This is a genomic window from Castellaniella defragrans 65Phen (genome assembly GCF_000612685.1).
Taxonomy (GTDB): Bacteria; Pseudomonadota; Gammaproteobacteria; order Burkholderiales; family Burkholderiaceae_B; genus Castellaniella; species Castellaniella defragrans.
Map to the genome: position 1 here is coordinate 2,691,390 of NZ_HG916765.1, position 19,443 is coordinate 2,710,832.

At 67.6% G+C, this 19,443-nt stretch carries 18 protein-coding genes; 5 read left to right on the forward strand and 13 right to left on the reverse strand.

Annotated features, from left to right (window positions below; genetic code table 11):
- Positions 1-206: 206 nt before the first annotated feature.
- From thrC to alaC, 3 genes are read right to left on the reverse strand one after another with little or no spacing between them, the layout of a single operon-like run.
- The gene (thrC, locus tag BN940_RS12035; protein ID WP_043683383.1) at positions 207-1,607 is read right to left on the reverse strand and encodes a threonine synthase; all 1,401 of its coding nucleotides are present in this window, start codon (positions 1,605-1,607) and stop codon (positions 207-209) included.
- Positions 1,604-2,908 carry a homoserine dehydrogenase gene (locus BN940_RS12040; RefSeq protein WP_043683385.1) on the reverse strand — a complete coding sequence of 435 codons (1,305 nt, stop codon included), beginning with the start codon at positions 2,906-2,908 and terminating at the stop codon, positions 1,604-1,606. The genes thrC and BN940_RS12040 overlap by 4 nt, the downstream gene beginning before the upstream one ends.
- Positions 2,905-4,092 (reverse strand): alanine transaminase, encoded by a 1,188-nt coding sequence (gene alaC / locus BN940_RS12045; RefSeq protein WP_043683387.1) that lies wholly within the window; start codon positions 4,090-4,092, stop codon positions 2,905-2,907. The genes BN940_RS12040 and alaC overlap by 4 nt, the downstream gene beginning before the upstream one ends.
- Positions 4,093-4,321: 229 nt before the next feature.
- Between alaC and BN940_RS12050 the strand changes: the two genes are divergently transcribed.
- The 5 genes from BN940_RS12050 to pdxA all read left to right on the forward strand — a co-directional run bounded on the left by BN940_RS12050 (position 4,322) and on the right by pdxA (position 9,171).
- The gene (locus tag BN940_RS12050; protein ID WP_158386291.1) at positions 4,322-5,134 is read left to right on the forward strand and encodes an alpha/beta fold hydrolase; all 813 of its coding nucleotides are present in this window, start codon (positions 4,322-4,324) and stop codon (positions 5,132-5,134) included.
- 186 nt (positions 5,135-5,320) lie between these two features.
- Positions 5,321-5,770: an Mth938-like domain-containing protein gene (locus BN940_RS12055; protein ID WP_043687051.1), complete on the forward strand. Its 450-nt coding sequence runs from the start codon at positions 5,321-5,323 to the stop codon at positions 5,768-5,770.
- Positions 5,767-6,237: a peroxiredoxin gene (locus BN940_RS12060; RefSeq protein ID WP_043683390.1), complete on the forward strand. Its 471-nt coding sequence runs from the start codon at positions 5,767-5,769 to the stop codon at positions 6,235-6,237. The genes BN940_RS12055 and BN940_RS12060 overlap by 4 nt, the downstream gene beginning before the upstream one ends.
- Positions 6,238-6,257: 20 nt before the next feature.
- Entirely contained in the window at positions 6,258-8,138 is a 1,881-nt protein-coding gene (locus BN940_RS12070; RefSeq protein WP_084330664.1) for a PhoH family protein, read from the forward strand.
- Complete coding sequence (gene pdxA / locus BN940_RS12075) at positions 8,119-9,171, forward strand: 4-hydroxythreonine-4-phosphate dehydrogenase PdxA (protein ID WP_052355821.1); 1,053 nt, start codon at positions 8,119-8,121, stop codon at positions 9,169-9,171. Before BN940_RS12070 ends, pdxA begins: the two co-directional genes overlap by 20 nt.
- A 194-nt stretch (positions 9,172-9,365) precedes the next feature.
- Here pdxA and BN940_RS12080 read toward each other — a convergent pair whose 3' ends face one another.
- The 10 genes from BN940_RS12080 to BN940_RS12125 form a co-directional block, all read right to left on the reverse strand.
- Positions 9,366-10,679 carry an IS1380 family transposase gene (locus BN940_RS12080; RefSeq protein WP_043680420.1) on the reverse strand — a complete coding sequence of 438 codons (1,314 nt, stop codon included), beginning with the start codon at positions 10,677-10,679 and terminating at the stop codon, positions 9,366-9,368.
- A gap of 99 nt (positions 10,680-10,778) precedes the next feature.
- The gene (locus BN940_RS12085; RefSeq protein ID WP_052355822.1) at positions 10,779-12,269 is read right to left on the reverse strand and encodes a cryptochrome/photolyase family protein; all 1,491 of its coding nucleotides are present in this window, start codon (positions 12,267-12,269) and stop codon (positions 10,779-10,781) included.
- Positions 12,266-12,730: a nuclear transport factor 2 family protein gene (locus tag BN940_RS12090; protein ID WP_043687059.1), complete on the reverse strand. Its 465-nt coding sequence runs from the start codon at positions 12,728-12,730 to the stop codon at positions 12,266-12,268. Before BN940_RS12090 ends, BN940_RS12085 begins: the two co-directional genes overlap by 4 nt.
- Before the next feature lie 5 nt (positions 12,731-12,735).
- Positions 12,736-13,518, reverse strand: a complete 783-nt coding sequence (locus BN940_RS12095; protein WP_043683395.1) for an SDR family NAD(P)-dependent oxidoreductase — start codon at positions 13,516-13,518, stop codon at positions 12,736-12,738.
- A 4-nt stretch (positions 13,519-13,522) separates the two neighbouring features.
- A complete protein-coding gene (locus BN940_RS12100) occupies positions 13,523-14,059 on the reverse strand; it encodes a DUF3833 domain-containing protein (protein WP_043683398.1) in 537 nt (178 codons plus the stop codon).
- 4 nt (positions 14,060-14,063) lie between these two features.
- Entirely contained in the window at positions 14,064-15,368 is a 1,305-nt protein-coding gene (locus BN940_RS12105) for an MFS transporter (protein WP_052355823.1), read from the reverse strand.
- Positions 15,365-15,892: a chalcone isomerase family protein gene (locus BN940_RS12110; RefSeq protein ID WP_242404192.1), complete on the reverse strand. Its 528-nt coding sequence runs from the start codon at positions 15,890-15,892 to the stop codon at positions 15,365-15,367. The genes BN940_RS12105 and BN940_RS12110 overlap by 4 nt, the downstream gene beginning before the upstream one ends.
- 112 nt (positions 15,893-16,004) lie before the next feature.
- Entirely contained in the window at positions 16,005-17,228 is a 1,224-nt protein-coding gene (locus tag BN940_RS12115; RefSeq protein ID WP_148304955.1) for an SAM-dependent methyltransferase, read from the reverse strand.
- Positions 17,225-18,055 carry a DUF1365 domain-containing protein gene (locus BN940_RS12120; RefSeq protein WP_043687066.1) on the reverse strand — a complete coding sequence of 277 codons (831 nt, stop codon included), beginning with the start codon at positions 18,053-18,055 and terminating at the stop codon, positions 17,225-17,227. The genes BN940_RS12115 and BN940_RS12120 overlap by 4 nt, the downstream gene beginning before the upstream one ends.
- A complete protein-coding gene (locus BN940_RS12125; RefSeq protein ID WP_043683403.1) occupies positions 18,052-19,356 on the reverse strand; it encodes an NAD(P)/FAD-dependent oxidoreductase in 1,305 nt (434 codons plus the stop codon). Before BN940_RS12125 ends, BN940_RS12120 begins: the two co-directional genes overlap by 4 nt.
- Positions 19,357-19,443 lie beyond the last annotated feature (87 nt).

Genomic DNA, 19,443 nt, shown 5'->3' on the forward strand with positions numbered 1-19,443 from the left:
AGACAATGTATATCGCCAATCCTGCCGCTATTCCGCCATGAAACTGGCAGAACGGCACAAGGAATTGGACAGAGTGATCAGTGCGGTCCGCTTCCGCCCGTTCCGCCGTTCATTTTTCCGCCCGTTCTTCCGCCCGTGCCGATGCGCCGCATCCGGCGGCGCGCACGCGCCGCCGGACCGCTCCGGCTCCGGGACGGGCGGCCGCGCTACAGCGCGTGGCGATGCACGTAGTCGGCCACCAGGCGGGCGTCGCAGTCCATGACCTCGACGCGCTGGGGCAGCCGGTCCAGGTCGCGCAGCGCGGCCGGGACTTCCGGCGATTCGCCGGTGGCCTCGACGATGGTCTCGGCGAACTTGGCCGGCAGGGCCGTTTCCAGCACCAGCATGGGCACGCCGTCCTCCAGGTGCTCCAGGGCGACCTTCACGCCGTCGGCCGTGTGCGGATCGATCAGCACGCCGGTCTCGCGGCGGATGTCGCGGATGGTGCGCAGGCGGTCGGCGTGGGTGCTGGCGCCCGCCACGAAGCCGTAGCGCTCCGTGAACGCCGGCCGCAGGCCGGACAGATCGAACTGCCCGGTGGTGCGCAGTTCCTCCATCAGCGCCTGCACGCGGGCCGGATCGCGGCCCACCAGGTCGAAGACGAAGCGCTCGAAGTTCGAGGCGCGCGAGATGTCCATCGACGGGCTGGAGGTGGCGTGCGTCTGGCTGGCCGCGCGCGGCCGGTAGACGCCGGTGCGGAAGAATTCTTCCAGCACGTTGTTTTCGTTGGTGGCCAGCACCAGGCGGCGGATCGGCACGCCCATCTCGCGCGCGATGTGGCCGGCCAGGATGTTGCCGAAATTGCCCGAGGGCACGGCGAAGGACACCGGCTCGCCGGGCCCCTGCGTGGCCCGCAGCCAGCCCCAGACGTAGTACACCACCTGGGCGGCGATGCGCGCCCAGTTGATGGAATTGACGGCGCCCAGACGGTGGGCGCTCTTGAAATCCAGGTCGCCGGCCAGCGCCTTGACGATGTCCTGGCATTCGTCGAACACGCCGCGCACGGCGATGTTGTGGATGTTGGCGTCCTGCAGCGAGTACATCTGGGCGCGCTGGAAGGCGCTCATGCGGCCGTGGGGCGACAGCATGAACACGGCCACGCCGCGCTTGCCGCGCAGCGCGTATTCCGCCGCCGAGCCGGTGTCGCCGGAGGTGGCGCCCAGGATGTTGAGCGTCTGGCCGCGCCGCGCCAGCACGTATTCAAAGACCTGGCCGAGGAACTGCATGGCCATGTCCTTGAAGGCCAGCGTCGGCCCTTCGGACAGGCCCAGCAGCGACAGGCCCGGGCGCAGCGGCTTGACCGGCGCGATGCGCGGGAACACGTCGGGCGCGTAGGCCGCGTGCGTCATGCGCGACAGGTCGCCGGGCGCGATGTCGTCGATGAACAGGCCCAGCACGCGGGCCGCCAGGTCGGCGTAGTCCAGCCCGCGCCAGGATTCCAGGGTGGCCGCGTCCAGCTTCGGCAGGGTTTCGGGCAGCGTCAGGCCGCCGTCGGGCGCCAGGCCTTCGAGCAGGATGTCGCAGAAAGGCTGCGGGGCCATGCCGCCCCGGGTGGACAGGTATTTCACGTGATGTTCTCCACGCGCAGGCGGGTCACGTCCGAACGCACGAAAGGCAGGCCATGGATCGCGCGCAGGGCCTGGTCCACGTCGCCCTCGCGCGCTTCGTGGGTGAGGAAGATGATGTCGGCCTGGTGCTCGCCGTGGGGCTGCTGGAACATCGAGCCCACGGAAATGCCGGCGTCCGACAGCACGCGCGCCAGGTCGGCCAGCACGCCGGGGCGGTCGTCCACCCGCAGGCGCAGGTAGAAGCAGGTGCGCACGTCCGCCATGGGCAGCACGGGAATGTCGGCCATGGCGTCGGGCTGGAAGGCCAGGTGCGGCACCCGGTGCTCGGGGTCGGCCATCTGCAGCCGGGTCACGTCGACCAGATCGGCCACCACGGCCGAGGCCGTGGGCAGCGCGCCCGCGCCCTGGCCGTAGTACAGCGAAGGGCCGACCGCGTCGCCGCGCACCAGCACGGCGTTCATGGCGCCTTCCACATTGGCCAGCAGGCAGTGGTCGGGCACCAGGGCGGGATGGACCCGCAGCTCGATGCCTTCCGGGCGGCGGCGGGTGATGCCCAGCAGCTTGATGCGGTAGCCCAGGCGCTCGGCGTGGACGATGTCCTCGGAGGCCAGGCGGGAAATGCCTTCGATGTAGGCCTTGTCGAACTGTACCGGAATGCCGAAGGCCAGCGAGGCCAGCAACGTGAGCTTGTGGGCCGCGTCCACGCCCTCGATGTCGAAAGTGGGGTCGGCCTCGGCGTAGCCCAGGCGCTGGGCCTCGGCGAGCACGGCGTCGAAGGGCAGGCCGCGCTGGCGCATTTCCGACAGGATGAAATTGGTGGTGCCGTTGATGATGCCGGCCAGCCACTGGATGCGGTTGGCCGTCAGGCCCTCGCGGATCGCCTTGATGATGGGGATGCCGCCGGCCACGGCCGCCTCGAAGGCGACCATCACGCCGCGCGCCTGGGCGGCGGCGAAGATCTCGTTGCCGTGCACGGCCAGCAGGGCCTTGTTGGCCGTGACCACGTGCTTGCCCTGGGCGATGGCTTCCAGGATGCAGTCGCGGGCCACCGTGTCGCCGCCCATCAGCTCGACGATGATGTCGATGTCCGGGTCGCGCGCCAGGGCCATGCCGTCGGTGGTGACGGTGACGTCCGGCCCCACCAGCGCGCGCGCCTTGGCCACGTCGCGCACTGCCACCGCGGCGACCTCGATGCGCCGTCCGGCGCGCCGGGCGATCTCGCCGCCGTTCTGGGCCAGGACCGTCCAGACGCCGCCGCCGACGACGCCCAGGCCGAGCAAACCTACGCGGATCGGTTTCATTTGAGCAGCCCGTCCTTGCGGAACATGTCCTTGATGCCGCGCACCGCCTGGCGGGTGCGCTGTTCGTTTTCGATCAGGGCGAAGCGCACGTATTCGTCGCCGTATTCGCCGAAGCCGATGCCCGGGGACACGGCGACCTTGGCGTCGGCCAGCAGGCGCTTGGAGAATTCCAGCGAGCCCTGGGCGCGGTAGGGCTCGGGGATGCGCGCCCAGATGTACATGGACGCCTTGGGCACGTCCACCGGCCAGCCGGCCTCGTGCAGGCCGCGCGCCAGCACGTCGCGGCGGCTGCGGTACTGCTCGACGACTTCCGCCACACAGTCCTGGGGCCCTTCCAGGGCGGCGATGGCCGCCACCTGGATGGGCGTGAAGGTGCCGTAGTCGTGGTAGCTCTTGATGCGCGCCAGCGCGTTGACCAGCTCGCGGTTGCCCACCATGAAGCCGATGCGCCAGCCGGCCATGTTGTAGCTCTTGCTCATGGTGAAGAATTCCACCGCCACGTCGCGCGCGCCGGGCACCTGCATGATGGACGGCGCCACGTAGCCGTCGAAGGTGATGTCGGCGTAGGCCAGGTCGTGCACCACCAGGATGCCGTGCTCGCGCGCCAGCGCCACGATGCGCTCGAAGAAGGACAGCTCCACGCACTGGGCCGTGGGGTTGCTGGGGAAGCCCAGGATCATCATCTTGGGCTTGGGGATGGTCTCGCGCACCGCGCGCTCGATCTCCTCGAAGAAGTCCAGTCCGGGCGTCATCGGCACCGAGCGGATGTTGGCGCCGGCGATCACCGCGCCGTAGATGTGGATCGGGTAGCTGGGATTGGGCACCAGCACCGTGTCGCCCCGGTCCAGCGTGGCCAGCATCAGGTGGGCCAGGCCTTCCTTGGAGCCGATGGAGACGATGGCCTCGGAATCCGGATCGATGTCCACCCCGTAGCGGCGCTCGTACCAGGTCGAGATCGCGCGGCGCAGGCGCGGGATGCCCTTGGACACCGAATAACCGTGGGTGTCGGGGCGGCGGGCGACTTCCACCAGCTTGTCGACGATGTGCTGCGGCGTGGGGCCGTCCGGATTGCCCATGGACATGTCGATGATGTCCTCGCCGCGCCGGCGTGCGGCCATCTTGAGTTCCCCTGTGATGTTGAACACGTAGGGGGGCAGGCGCTCGATGCGCGGAAAGCTCGTCATGATGGTCCTCGGCAGGTGGGCTGGAGTCGTGCGGATGGATGCGGTGCAGCAAACTCGATAATCTATCGCATGCGTCCGCGACTCGCAAATGGGTCGGCGGCAATGGGCGGACGGGGACGACGATCTCGACGAGCCGGAAGGAAATTCGGCGGTTCCCCGGAATACAATGGTCGGCCTGCATCGGCGCGGCCATCCGCCCTCCGGGCGGCCGTTGAACGAGGAACCGCCCATGACGCAATCGCTCCGCCTGGTTCTTGCCCTGCTTGCGGCCGGCATCGCCCTCGCCGTGTCCGGCGGCGCGCGGGCGCAGGCGCCGGCGCCGAAGATCGGCGTGGTGGTGATGCACGGCAAGGCCGGCTCGCCGAGCCGGCACGTGGCGGAACTGGCGGCCGCGCTGGAGGCCAAGGGTTGCCTCGTCGCCAACCTCGAAATGCCGTGGTCGGGACGGCGCAACTATGATGTCGGCGTCGCCGCCGCCGAGCGGGAAGTCGCCGCCGCACTGGACGCCCTGCGTGCGCGCGGCGCGCAGAAGCTGTTCGTCGGCGGACACAGCCAGGGCGGGCATTTTGCCCTCTACCTCGGCGGCCGGCTGCCGGTCGATGGCGTGATCGCCATCGCGCCGGGAGGCAATTCCAACAGTCCGCAAGCCCGCGAGCAGGTGAGCGAGGCCGTGGCCCTGGCTCGCAAGCGGGTCGGCGAAGGCCGGGGCGAGACCAGGACGCGGCTCGTGGATTACGAGGGTGCGCGCGGCGCCTATCCCGTCGCCGTGGCGCCGGCGGTCTATCTCGACTGGTTCGCCCCCGACGGCCCGTTGAACCGGGTGAAGCCGGAGCACGCGCTGAGCCCCGCCGTGCCGGTCCTGTTCATCGTGCCGACCAGGGACTATCCGGGTCTGCTCAAGGCCAGGCAACAGCGATTCGCCGCCCTGCCGCCGAATCCGCGAACCGAGCTGTACCAGCCGGAGGCCAGCCACACCGGCGCGCCCTCGGCGTCGATCGACCGGATTGCCGAGTGGATGGCCGCCGTGGCAGAGGCCCGCTGAGCGGCGCAGGATGCGCACGGCGCAACACCCATGCAGCCGATTTTTCAACGCCTGGGAGAAAGCCGGCCGCTGCGCGCCGGCACCCCCCGCACGCGGGCTCCGGTCCCGCGGGAAAAGCGCCCCGGCGCCCCGGCACGATCGCCCGATCGATTGCGCTATCATCACGAGGAACACCGGAGCTTGCCCGTGCTATTGCAAAAAGACCTGAATCCCGCGCTCAACACCGTCACCGCCTACGGCGACGGCTTCCTGGAAATCAATCGGGTCCGCTACGACGGCGCCATCTGCTTCGCCCCCGAAGGGCCGGTGCGCGGCCTCGCCCTGCGCGACGTCGCCGACATCGATGCCGCCTTCCTGCAGGACCTGGTCGGCCTGAAGCCGGCCGCGCGCGATCCGCTCGCCTTCCTCGACGACGCGGCCCCCGCCGCCGAGCTGCCCGCGGGCGCGCCCGAGGTCCTGCTGATCGGCACCGGCCCGCGCCAGATCTTCCTGCGTCCCGAAGTGCTGCGGCCGCTGCTGGCGCTGGGAATCGGCATCGAAACCATGACCACCCAGGCCGCCGCCCGGACCTACAACATCCTCATGTCCGAGGAACGGCGCGTGCTGGCCCTGCTGCTACCCGGAGACCCCTCATGACCCCCATCGCCATCGGCCGCCCGCTGCCGCCGCTCACCGCCGAAACCACCCAGGGATCCTTCGATTCCGCCGCCCTGCGCGGCAAGCCCTTCGTGCTGTACTTCTATCCCAAGGACAACACCCCCGGCTGCACCACCGAGGCGCAGGATTTCCGCGACCGCCACGCGCAGTTCCTGGCCCTGGACTGCCAGATCTTCGGCATTTCCCGCGACACCCTGAAGTCCCACCAGGGCTTCGCCGACAAGCAGTGCCTGCCCTTCCCCCTGATCGCCGACTCCGACGAGGCCCTGTGCGCCCTGTTCGGCGTGATGAAGCAGAAGAACATGTACGGCAAGCAGGTGCGCGGCATCGAGCGCAGCACCTTCCTGGTCGACCGCCAGGGCGTCCTGGTCCAGGAATGGCGCGGCGTGCGCGTTCCCGGCCATGCGGACGAAGTCCTGCAGGCCGCGCAAAACCTGGCCGCCTAGGGCCTGTCACAGGAGCCTACATGCCCCTTCCGAAACCGCCGGCCCGCCCGGGCGACATCATCGAAACCGCCGTCCGCGCCGCCCCGCGCGAGACGGCCCCGGCCCCGGCCGTGCCCGGCCCCGCCCTGGACACCTCCCGCTCCACGTCCCGCGGACGGGGGTCGAAAGCCCGCCCGCTCGCCGCCATCCTGTCCAGGCCCGCCGGGCGCGCGGCGCCGGCCGCGCCTGCGCCCGCTCCCAAGCCCGCCCAGGCCTCCACCCCCGCCCAGGCACCCGCCCGCGCACCAGCCCCCGCCGCGGCACCAGCCCCCGCCGCGGCACCGGCGCCCGCCGCGGTGCCGGCCCCCGCCACGGCCGCGGTGCCGGCCGCCCCCGCCCGGACCGCCCGGGCGCCGGCCACGGACAAGCCCGCCCCCGCGAGCCCGGCGCCGGCCGGCGCGGCGCCCGCTCCGGCCCGCCCCGCCGCCGCCCGCGCACGGCCGAAACGCCTGCCCACGGCGCAGCGCAAGCTGTTCGTGCTGGACACCAACGTGCTGCTGCACGATCCCTCGTCCCTGTTCCGCTTCGCCGAGCACGACGTCTTCCTGCCCATGATCGTGCTCGAAGAACTCGACCACCAGAAAAAGGGCATGTCGGAAGTCGCGCGCAACGCCCGCCAGGTCAGCCGCCACCTGGACCAGCTGATCGGCACCGCCGATCTGTCCAAGGGGGTTCCGCTGGATGCGCTGGGCAATGCCGACGCCCTGGGCTCGCTGTATTTCCAGACCCGCCCCACCGACACGCGCCTGCCCCTGGAACTGCCCATGGGCAAGGCCGACAACGTGATCCTGGGCATCGTCCACGGCCTGCGCGAGGAAAACCCCAAGCGCGAGATCGTGCTGGTGTCCAAGGACATCAACATGCGCCTGAAGGCGCGGGCGCTGGGCCTGCCGGCCGAGGACTACCTGAACGACCACGTCCTGGACGACTCCGACCTGCTCTACGACGGCGTCATGCCGCTGCCGGAAAACTTCTGGAACAAGCACGGCAAGGACATCGAATCCTGGCAGCAGAACGGCCTGACCTGGTATCGCGTGCGCGGGCCGCTGTGCGGCCAGTTCATCGTCAACGAATTCGTCTACTACGAAGGCGAGATGCCGCTGTACGCCCAGGTGCGCGAAGTCACGGGGAAAAGCGCCGTGCTCTCCACCCTGCGCGATTTCAGCCACGCCAAGAACAGCGTCTGGGGCATCACCACGCGCAACCGCGAGCAGAATTTCGCCCTCAACCTGCTGATGAACCCGGACATCGACTTCGTGTCGCTGCTGGGCCAGGCGGGCACCGGCAAGACCCTGCTGGCCCTGGCCAGCGGCCTGGCCCAGACCTTCGAGACCAAGCGCTACACCGAAATCATCATCACCCGCGCCACCGTGCCGGTGGGCGACGACATCGGCTTCCTGCCCGGCACCGAGGAAGAAAAGATGCTGCCCTGGATGGGCGCGCTGGAGGACAACCTGGAGGTCCTGCACCAGGGGGCGACGGGCGCGCTCGGCGCTCCCGGCAGCGGCAACGGCCAGGACTGGACCAAGACGCCCGCCATGGACCTGATCCGCTCGCGCATCAAGCTCAAGTCCATGAACTTCATGCGCGGGCGCACCTTCCTCAACAAGTTCCTGATCATCGACGAGGCCCAGAACCTGACGCCCAAGCAGATGAAGACACTGGTCACCCGCGCGGGCCCCGGCACCAAGATCGTCTGCCTGGGCAACATCGCCCAGATCGACACGCCCTACCTCACCGAGGGCAGTTCGGGGCTGACCTACGTGGTGGACCGCTTCAAGGGCTGGCCGCACGCCGGCCACATCACCCTGCAGCGCGGCGAGCGCTCCCGCCTGGCGGACTATGCCAGCGACGCCCTCTGATCCCGGCATCCCGGCCGCGCCCGCCGGCGCGCCCCTGGCCATCACGCTGGGGGACGCCGCCGGGATCGGTCCGGAGCTGATCGCACACCTGTTCGCGGAAGGCCTGCCCCACCCCGCCGTCGTCTACGGCGACGCCGGCGCCCTGCGCCGCGCCTGCCGGGCGCTGGGGCTGGACGGCCGCCTGGAGATCCGTCCGCTGGACGCCCCCGGCGCGGGCACGACGCAGGGCGTGATCGGCGTGCTGAACCGCTGGGACGCGCTGCCGGCCGACCTGCCCTGGGGCCGCGAGGACGCCCGCGCCGGGCGCGGCGCCTACGAATACCTGTGCCACGCCATCGACGACGCCCTGGCGGGCCGCGTGCGGGCGCTGGTGACGGCGCCGCTGCACAAGGGCGCGCTGCACGCGGCCGGCATCGATTTCCCCGGCCACACGGAAATCCTGGCGCGGCGCAGCGGCACGGCGGACTACGCCATGATGCTGGCCAACGACGAACTGCGCGTGCTGCTGGTGACCATCCACATCGCCCTGGCCTCGGTACCGGCGGCGCTCAGCGCCGCGGCCGAACTGCGCGCCATCCGCCTGGCGCAGCGGGCCTGCCGCCAGGCCGGCATCGCCCGGCCGCGCATCGCCGTGGCGGGCCTGAATCCGCACGCGGGCGAAGGCGGCGCCTTCGGCGACGAGGAAGCCCGCCACATCGCGCCGGCCCTCGCCGCCGCGCGCGCCGAGGGCCTGGACGCCAGCGGCCCCTGGCCGGGCGACACCGTGTTCATGCGCGCACGCCAGGGAGAATTCGACATCGTGGTCGCCCAGTATCATGACCAGGGCCTGATCCCGGTGAAATACCTCGGCCTGGACGAAGGCGTGAACGTCACCGTGGGCCTGCCTTTCGTGCGCACCAGCGTGGACCACGGCACGGCCTTCGATATCGCCGGACGAGGCCTCGCCAGCCCCGCTTCGCTGCGCGCGGCCATGCGCATGGCGCTGCGCATGACGGGCGATGCGCCCGGCCGCGCGCCGGTCCCGCCAGGCTGATCCGCGCGGAATCGCGACAGCTAACCCGGACATTTCGTCAGCAAGCCTGTTTAAGTGATTTCCCGGTAGTCCGGCTGCCTCGGCGACGCGGCGGAGGGGATCGGCGGCGCGGGAAGCTGTTTTTCAGTACCGCAGGCGCAATGGTCCCTACCCCCGTTGCTTTATCGCGTGCCGGGGACAGCACTTTCTCGGCGCTACGGGGCCATGGCGCGCGCGGCGTGCGCGTAGACGTGGCGCAGCGGATGATGCGAGGCCAGCAGGATGCGGACCCGCCGGGTATTGCGCACGATGGCCGCACCGACCTTCAGCAGGCGCACCCGGATGGTGGCGGCGCTGGCGCGCTCCAGTTCGGTGCCTCGTAGCGCCGTCTCGCGCAGCCGCTGCATCAGCGTATAGGCCAGGGCCGCCAGCAGCAGCCGGAACTGGTTGGCGGCGAACCGGTGGCAACTGGCGCGCGTACCGAACAGATCGAGTTGCGCTTCCTTGATGCGGTTCTCGGCTTCGCCCCGGGCGCAGTACAGCTGATCGTACAGTTGCATGGCATCGCAGTCCCGGATGTTGGTGACCACGAAGCGCGGGTTCACGCCCTGGGCACCGTACTCCAGGCGGGTGAGCACGCGCCGGGGCCGATCCCACGACCCGGCCGCGTAGGTGAACTCACTGACCAGGCGCTGCTTGCGCCCGGTGCGCTCGTAGCCGTCCTTGAGGATTTCCTCGGCCTGCGCAACGCGCGCCTGAAGCCGTTTATTGCGTGCCAGGCCGATGATGTATTGCACGCCGCTGCGTTCGCACCAGCGGATCAGCGGCTGACGGCAGAACCCCGAGTCCCCACGGATGATGATCCTGACCTCGGGCCATGCCTGACGCAGCCGGTTCACCAGCAGGCGCAGCACCGCCGCCGCGTGCCTGGCCCCGTCAATGCGGCTGGGGCGCAGCAGGCAGGCCAGCATCGACTGGCCGCAGAACACGTACAGCGGCAGATAGCAGTGGTGGTCGTAGTAGGCGTGGAACTGCTTGAGCTCCTGCTCGCCGTGCAGCGGGATATCCGAGGCATCCACATCCAGAATCAGTTGCCTGGGCGCGGTGGCGAAGCTGGCGATGAAGTGTTCAACCAGCACCCCATGCAGCGCCCACGCATCGGCGCGGGTCGCCCCCGTCTCCAGGCGGCTGAGCGTGGGTGAACTGGCCAGGGCACGATCTCGCCCAACAGCCGTTTGCATCAGCAGATCCCCGCGCAGCGTATCGTGGTCGTTCAGGTCTTCGTAGCCGCAGCACAGGCCGTACAGGCGCTGGGCCAGCAGATCGCGCAGGCGGTGATGAATGCGGCCAGCGGCCCGGCGCTCGGTCAAGGCCTTGGCCGCCATGCGCGACAGGCCCGTGCGCGCATCAATTCTTCGCAGCAGCATCAGCCCGCCGTCGGAGCTGAGATCGCCGCCTTGGAAATTGGCCTGTAAATGGCGCCGTCCAAGGCGTCCAAAGTCCAGTTCTTCAGTGGTACGATTTGGCATAGGCGGTTCTTTTTGGTTGTATGGCGTGAGACCCAATAACCATAAGCCCTCGGGCAGGAATCGCCTATTCCTTTTTACCCGCCTGACGAAATTTCCGGGCTAATCCGTTTTGCGCCTGTCGGCAAGAAAGGAAAACCGCCTCAGCGTCCGTTCCCTGGCCTGCGCATGGTCCACGATGGGCAGCGGATAGTCGATGCCCAGGCGCAGGCCACAGGCTGAGAGCGCCGCCGGCTTCATGGCGGCGGGATAGTGGATGTGCGCATCCGGCACGCGCGCCAGTTCGGGCACGTACCGCCGGATGAAACGCCCATCCGGATCGAAGCGCTGCGATTGGGTCACCGGATTGAATATCCTGAACCAGGGCTGCGCATCGCACCCGGTTGAGGCCGCCCACTGCCATCCGCCATTGTTCGCCGCCAGATCATAGTCGTTCAGATGCAGGGCGAAGAAACGCTCGCCCCGGCGCCAGTCGATCCCGAGATCCTTGGTCAGGAAACTGGCTACCACCATGCGCAGGCGGTTGTGCATGTAGCCGGTGTGCAACAACTGCCGCAGGGCGGCATCCACCAGCGGATAGCCGGTGCGCGCCTCGCACCAGGCCTGCCACGCATCGGGCGCCTCATCCCACTGCACCTGATCGAATTCCGGCCTGAACGACTGTGTGGTCACTTGCGGGTGGTGACACAGAATCATGAAATAGAAGTCCCGCCACGCCAATTCGGAAAGCCAGGTCTGCGCGCCGGGACACCCGCCGGCCGCCTGCCGGGCGGCCAGCGATGCCAATCGGCGAATGGACACGGTGCCAAAGCGCAGGTGGACCGACAAGTACGAGACCCCTTTGCGACCTGGATAATCGCGGGCCTCGTGGTAGGCCCCCATGCGCGGCACGAAGTCCCGCAACAATTGCCGCGCACCGCTGATCCCCGTGGGCAGGGGCAATGCTTGCAGGTTCGTCGGGACGAACCCCAGCTGTGACAGCGAGGGGAGCGACTCGCCCTGCGGCGGCGGAGCCAGGTGGCCGGCATGGCGCTCGACCGGGTAGGACTCGAGCTGGAATCCGTCGAGCTTCTCGAGCCAGGCGCGCTTATAGGGCGTGAATACGCTGTAAGGCCGGCCTTGCCGGGTCAGCACTTCATCCCGATCGAGCAGTGCCTGATCCTTATGATCGCTGAAAGCGATGCCTTGTGCGCGCAAGGCATCGGCCACACGCTGGTCGCGTGCGATGGCCTGGGGCTCATAGTCGCGATTCGCCAGCACTTCCCGGACACCGAGCGCCAGGGCCAGTTGCACAATGCAGGCCGGCGCCGGACCATGGCGCACGATGAGTCCGCCGCCGGGCGCCCCGCTCTGCGCCGCCAGCCGCCGCAGGGCCTCGTCGAGTTCCAGCACGCTGGCATGAATGAACTCCACCCGCCGATCATGCCGGGTGGGCAGCGCGTCCAGAATATCGGTATCGAACACGAACACGCAGTAGACGCGCCCGTACCTGCGCAACGCATGATAGAGCGCGGCATGGTCGTCACAGCGCAGATCCCGCCGAAACCAGACGAGCGCACCGGGAGGATGAACAGCGACGGTCAAGTCTTTCATTTGGCGGAGAGCGTTTTGCGCAGCCAGCGCATCAGTCGGCCGAGCACGGGCAATTTTTCATACAGTTCTTCTGCCGCGTCCCAATAATCGCGGTGAAAGGACACGAGGCCCTGGGCATCGAAACGCACCCAGGTCGCGCCATGGATGCACTGGTCCGCTCCGGCGCGCCACCGCCGCATGCGATAGTGGAACTCCCAACACAGAAAGGCCTGATCCGCCTGCGAGCATTGCTGTGTGATCACAAATCGCGGCTGATCCAGCGTGGCGAACATGTGCGCAAAGATCCGGGCGATCGCCGGCACGCCGCGCACTTCGTTGAATGGATCTTTGAATCGCGCATCGGGCGCATAGTAGTGTTCAAGCTGTTCCAGGCGGTCGGGCGAGAGATGCTCATAGAGCCTCACCAGACGCGCCACCGCGGCCCGGCTATCGGTGGCAACACCGGAGTCAATGGATTCCATGCGCGTCAAAGACCTGTCATGCGGTGAACGAGTGCAAAATACCAGCGGTAGGGAAGGATGCGCAGCAGTTTGAGCCAGCACGTGAAACGGCGCGGAAAATGCACCTCGAAACCACCACGCGCCCACCCCCGCAGCATGGCGTCCGCCGCTTGCGCCGGCGTGAGCAGCGCAGGCATGGCGAAATCGTTCTGGCGGGTCAGGGGCGTATCGACGAACCCGGGGTTCACGATACTGACGCCGATGCCATGAGGCCGCAAGTCCAGGAACAGCGTCTCGGCCAGATTGATGAGCGCCGCCTTGGTCGGACCATAGGCCAGCCCTTGCGGCAAACCACGCCAGCCAGCCACACTGGCCACCAGGCTCAGGTGCGGCGCGCGGCCGGCCCGCGCCGACTCCAGCAGTCCCGGCACCACGGCGGCGACCACATGCAGCGCCCCCGTCAGATTGACCTGCTGGTGCTTCAGCAACTCGGGCAGCGCCAGCGAATCCGCCCGCATGGGCCGATAGTGGCCGGCGCAATAACAGACCAGATCCAGAGGGCCTTCGGACCGCAGACGCACGGCGGCTTCCCGCACGGCCTGTGCGTCGGTCACGTCCAGAGCCACCGCCTCGCTTCCCGGGTGGGCCTCGACGAACGCCTGCAGCAAAGGTTGCTGGCGCGCGGACACGATGACCCGGGCGCCACGGGCGTGCAATTGTTCGGCCACCGCCAGGCCAATGCCGCTGGACGCGCCCACCAGCCACACGCGCTTGCCACGCCAGTCCGTCAATGAAGGGTTGAGAGACACCGCGCTATTCCTTTGTGAATGACAGCAGCACTTCACCCAGCGTGATGCCGAACTTGCTCATGGTGGCCCGGTTGAGCATCACCTGCTCATCGACCAGGAACATCCAGTCGTCAAATTGCACCTCATATTCCTTGCCGTCCACCGGCAGACGCAGGGTGTAGTTCCAGCGGAAGGCATTGCCGGATTCCTGGCCCCGGGCCTCCCCGACCACGTCATCGGCGCGTCCCACGTAGCGCCCGCCGTCGAGTTTGGTCAAATGCCAGACACGTCGCTGCTTCGTGCCATCCGAATAGGTGAAGGCTTCGTCGAGCACCCCCTGATTGCCCTCCCAGCGGCAATCCATGATCACGGTAAACCGGCGGGCCACTTCCCCGCTGCGCTTTTGAAAAATGCCATGGGCCCTGATACGGCCATTGAAATAGCGGTCCAGCTCCAGTCTGGGCCGTTGTTCCGCATAGTCGACCACTTTGGGGCCGGCGCATCCAGCCAGCACGGCGGGGCCCGCGATCAGGGCACAAAGAACATGGCGGCGTGTGGTCATGATGTCATCCTTCGGTAGAGTGAGAGGCAATGAACAGCCGGTGCAGCAGCCAGGCGGCGCCCAGCTTGAGTACGCAAGGCAAAAGACCGTAGGTCCAGGCCAGAAGCCGCAGTGCGTGGGGATCCTGGCTGCCGGGCTCATAGCCCAGCCATTGCAGCAAAGGCAGCGTCACCCCGGCGGCCAGCGCGAGGTTGAGCTTGGTGGCCAGATTCCACCACCCCAGGTACGCGCCGTCGCGCACGCCTTGGGCGCCATGGCGCTCGATCAGCAAGCCCAGCAGTGCGCCCGGCACGACCAGATCGGCTCCCAGCGCCGCGCCCGAGAGCACGCAGATGATGGAAAAAGCCGCCACCTGACCGCTTCCCAGGCCCGCCACCCAGCCAAAACAGACCACAGCCAACAGCATGCCGGCGCGCCATGTCCGCTCCAGGCCGAGGCGACGCACGACACGCACCCACAGCGGCATGGAAAGCGCTCCGCTGACGAAGTAGAGCACCAGGAAAAGTGCGACCTGAGACGAGCTGGCCTGAAGCCGATCCTGAGCGAAGAACAGCATCAGTGCGGCCGGGATGGCGCCGGCGATGCCATTGAACAGGAACACGGCCAGCAGGCGCCGGAATGGCCGCTCCTTGAGCGGTTGCCAGAGAAGAACCGCACCGGCGGCCTTCCCCGCCGGCGGCAGGGTCCGCGCCATCGCCGGCGGCCGCGGGGCATGCCACAACGCGAGCCAGGCGAACAGCAGCGCCAGGGCCAGAACCTTCAGCGTATTGTGGGGGCTCCCATTCACAGCGATCGCGCTGGCCGTGATCACGCCCACCAGACCCAGGCCCTCGCGCCAGGCGACGATGCGGCTGCGCTGAACGGCATCCCCTCCGAGACGCACTCCCCAGGCCTGATGCGAAATGATCAGCTGGCTGTGGGCCAGACAAGTGAACAGAAGGCCTGCGACCATCCAGGCCGCCAGGGGCGTCTCCCCCCGCGTCTGGGGGAAAAACAGCCCCGTCATGCCCAGCCCCAGCAGCAGCGCCGAGGCGCCCGCCACCCACATCACGGCCAGGATGCTGTGACGATACAGGTGATCGCTCAAACGCCCCAACAGGGGTTCGACACCCGCGTCCATCAGACGCACGAGCAGCAGCAGCGCGCCCACCAGCGCCAACGGCAGCCCAAGATCACTGGCGTAATAATGGGGCATCACCACATAGATCGGGATCGCGGCAAAAGCCAGGGGCAGCCCCATCAGACCATAGGCCAGGCCATCGCCTGGCGCCATGGACCGCGCCGTTTCCAGGACGGAGGGACGGCTCATGGCCTGGCCTGCGCGAGATGGGACAGCAAGGCGCCGCGCAAATCCGGCTCGGATGTCCGGGGGGACAGCCAGATGCCAAAAAACCGTCTCGCCAGTTCGGCGTCGTCGATGGAGCCAAGCAACTGCGGCCCTCGCCAGACCGACATCCCGCGTCCGGGCAGATACAGCCCCGTGAGACGATCCCCAGGCTGCACATCGGGCAGCACCCCGGCCAGTTCCTTGCGCCAGCGCAACGCCTGACCGGGCATCAGGCCGCCCTGCTGTTCGATTTCTTCGATGGACCGTTTCGCGATGTCGACGCCGGCGAAAGACCGGTGATAGGTCAGTTCCAGAGCCAAGGGGTAGGCACCGAAATCGTCCGCGTCGAACCGCCGCCCCACCCACAGACGGGCATCGTAGATGCGCAGCCCGAAAAAGCGCAGCCGCCCCTCTCCCGCCAGTGCCGCATCGGGCAGCATGCGGCGCACGAAAGCCGGAGGGTCACCCGCCGCGGCTTGCGTCCGGTCCGGCTCGGCGGCCACCACCGGAGCCGCCAGGACAAGTCCGCCGATGAGCAGACGTCGTCTCAGCGTCGAGTGTCCGGGCGGAGCCGGGCGGCCAGCAGGCATGGGTATCGGTCGAGAGGGCATTGCGGATTCAATCTTTGACCAGCGTGTACTGGACCACGTCGATGTTGCCGGTATCGAACGCCGCCTCGCAGTAGGCAAGATAGAATTCCCAGGTTCGCAGAAAACCGGCATCGAACCCTTGGGCCAGCACCTCGGCGCGATGCTGCGTGAAACGCTGACGCCAGCGGCGCAGGGTTTCCGCGTAGTCGGTGCCGAAGGCGAATTCATCGGTCACGCGCAAGCCCGCCTGCCGGGCTTGCGCACGGAACTGCTTCGGGCTGGGCAGGCAGCCTCCCGGGAAGACGTACTGCTGAATGAAGTCCGTGCCCTGGACATAACGTTCGAACAGCGCATCGTCGATGACGATGCTCTGCACGCAGGCCTTGCCACCCGGTTTCAACAGGCGCGCCAGGGCGCCAAAATAGTCAGGCCAATAGGATTGGCCCACCGCTTCGATCATTTCAATGGAGCAGATCGCATCGAACGGCTCGTCCTGGATGTCGCGATAGTCCTGCAGGCGCAAGTCGGCCCGGGGCGCGAGCCCGGCACGCAGCATCCGCTCCCGGGCCCAGGCCAATTGTTCGGAGGACAGGGTGACGCCCGTGACATGTGCCTGGAACTCGCCCGCCGCCATTTCGGCCAGCGCCCCCCAGCCACAGCCGATCTCCAGGACACGGCTGCCGGGTCGCACTTCGGCGCATCGCAGTGCGCGACCGATCTTCGCGCGCTGGGCCCGGGCCAGATCGCCGGACAGATCCCCCTGAAACCAGGCGGCGGAGTAATTCATGCCCGGATCGAGCCAGAGCTGATAGAAGTCATTGCCCAGATCGTAGTGGGCCTGGATATTGCGCTGGCTCCCGGGGCGGGTATTGCGGTGCATCAGGTGACGCAAGCGATAGAGCAGCCGTCCCCACCAGCTTCCATACACCAGCGTTTCCAACGTGTTGCGATTGGCCACCAGCAGGCGCAGCAGATCGGCCAGATGCGGAGTGCTCCAGTCGCCCGCGATATACCCCTGTGCCAGACCGATGTCGCCCGAGCGCAGCACGGAGCCAAACACGCGCCAGTCGCGCAGCCGCAAGCTGGCGTGAGGCTGCCCCCCCTGGCCCAGCTGCAGCATGCGGCCATCGGGGGCTTCCAGATGGAGCGTGCCATGTTGCAGGTGCTGCAACCAGCGCAGGCAGGTGCGCGCGGCGGCGGGCATGTCGGCAGTAAACCCGGATGGAAATGAGGAAGACGTTTTAATGTTCATTGCCAGTCGTCCGAGGGAAAGGAACGGGAAACGGGCTGCGCCGGCGTTTCGGGTTTCGCGTGAACAGGCACCCGTTTCAACCAGAGCAGAAAGGCATTCCAGAGAATGCGGGCCATGACACCCAGCGTCAGCAGGGGGTAGCGCCAGAGCGCGCGGCGACGGCTGGCGGCATTCAACGGTTCGAGCCGCCCAGCCACGCCCGTCAGCAGCATGGGGCCTGCGCTGTCGTGATAATCGACTTTCACCCGGACCGATCGCAGCCCCTGGGGGCCGGTGCGGCGGAATTCGAAGCGGTAGCCGCCCTCCAGGGGGCAGAACGGCGAGACATGAAAGACTTTCCGCGCCTGCAGCACCTGGCCATAGCGGGGGTGATCCAGCACGTAGACATGCCGTTCGCCGAAAGTATTGTTCACCTCGGCCACGATGACGCGCAAACTGCCGTCGGACCGGTGGCAATACCAGAAACTGACCGGTTTGAAGGTGTATCCCAGCACACGGGGATAGCATTGCAGCCAGATCTCGCCTTGCGCATCGTGAATGCCCTCGGCACTCAACAGCGCCTCCAGCCAGGCCAGCGCGCCCCCCTGCAGCGGACCGCGTCCATCGCCATGATCGGTGTCCCGGAAGGCAAGCGCGCCGCTGCGGTTCAACGCCAGGGGCTTCGCCGACTGCGGCCGCTGGCGCAATGTGCGCATGGGCAGCATGAGAAAAAACGTCGGCACGACGAAACGATGGAGGCGCGGACGCAAGCGGGTATGCCAGACGTGGCCGAAACCGATATACGGCTGATTGCCCGGCGGGACATGATGATCGAGGCTCAGGTTCATGCCGCCTCCCGGCGCCGCCATTGCGCCAGCAACAGATCCGCGGCGCGGTAGCCAGACTGCAGGCCATCCTCATGAAAGCCATACCCAGCCCAGGCGCCTGCGTACCAGGTATGCCACACACCCTGCAACTGCGGCAGACGCCGCTGCGCCGCCATGGCCCCGATATCGAATACCGGATGATCGTAATCAAACTCGCCCAGCACCCGCATGGGATCGATGCCGCGGACCGGATTGAGAGACACCAGCACGGGCTGCGCGAACGGCAGCGGTTGCAGACGGTTGAGCCAGTAGTGAAGACAGACGCTGGCAGACTCGCGGACACCATCCGCGGAACGCTCATAGTTCCACGCGGCCCAGGCGGCGCGATGCCGCGGCATCACGGTGGTGTCGGTATGCAGGATGGCGCGATTCGCCTGGTAGCGGATGGCCCCTAGCACCGCCTGCTCTTGCGCGGTGGGATGCTCCAGCATGCGCAGGGCCTGATCGCTGTGTACCGCCAGCACCACGGCATCGAAACGTTCGGTTGCACCCGCCGCATGAATGTATACGCTTGCCTCGTCGCGCCGAACCCGCTCGACAGGTGTCGCCAGGCGGGCATCAAGACCCTGGAGCAGCCTGGCCACATACTGGTGCGCGCCACCGGCCACGGTATGCCATTGCGGCCGGTCCTGCACCTGGAGGAGCCCATGGTTGTGACAGAATCGCACCATGGTGGCCACGGGAAATCTCAGCATCTGATCGGTGGGACAGCTCCAGATGCAGCCCAGCATGGGCAGGAAATACCAGTGCCGGAAGGCCTCGCTGAAGCCATGATGATCCAGAAAATCGCCCAGCGGCCGGACCAAGGCGTCGTCGTCTCCCCGGGTCGCGAGCTGGGTGCACAAGCGGTTGAAGCGCAACAGCTCGCAGAGCATCCCCAGAAAACGCGGGCGCAGCAGATTGCGCCGCTGGGCGAACACCGTGCCAAGACTGGAGCCGCTCCATTCGAGGGCGTGGGCGCCCGCTGGACCGGCGCCCGGCACCTGGACGGAGAACGACATGTCGGAAGGGGCGGTAGTCACGCCCAACTCCTGGAACAGGGCAATGAGTCCAGGATACGTCCGTTCATTGAAAACCAGGAACCCCGTGTCGACCGCATGAGAAACCTGACGGCCATGGACATCCGGCAAATCGACCTGCACAGAGTGCGTGTGGCCACCGAAATAGTCTCCCGCTTCGAACAGCGTCACCCGCGCGTGACCTTTCAGGCGGTGAGCAGCCGCCAAGCCTGAAATGCCCGATCCAATGACAGCGACTTTCATGGTTTTTCCGATTCATCGTCACGCACAGGCACAACCCCGCACGCTACACTGATGACGTAATATACTAGACAAAACCATTTTTGTCCT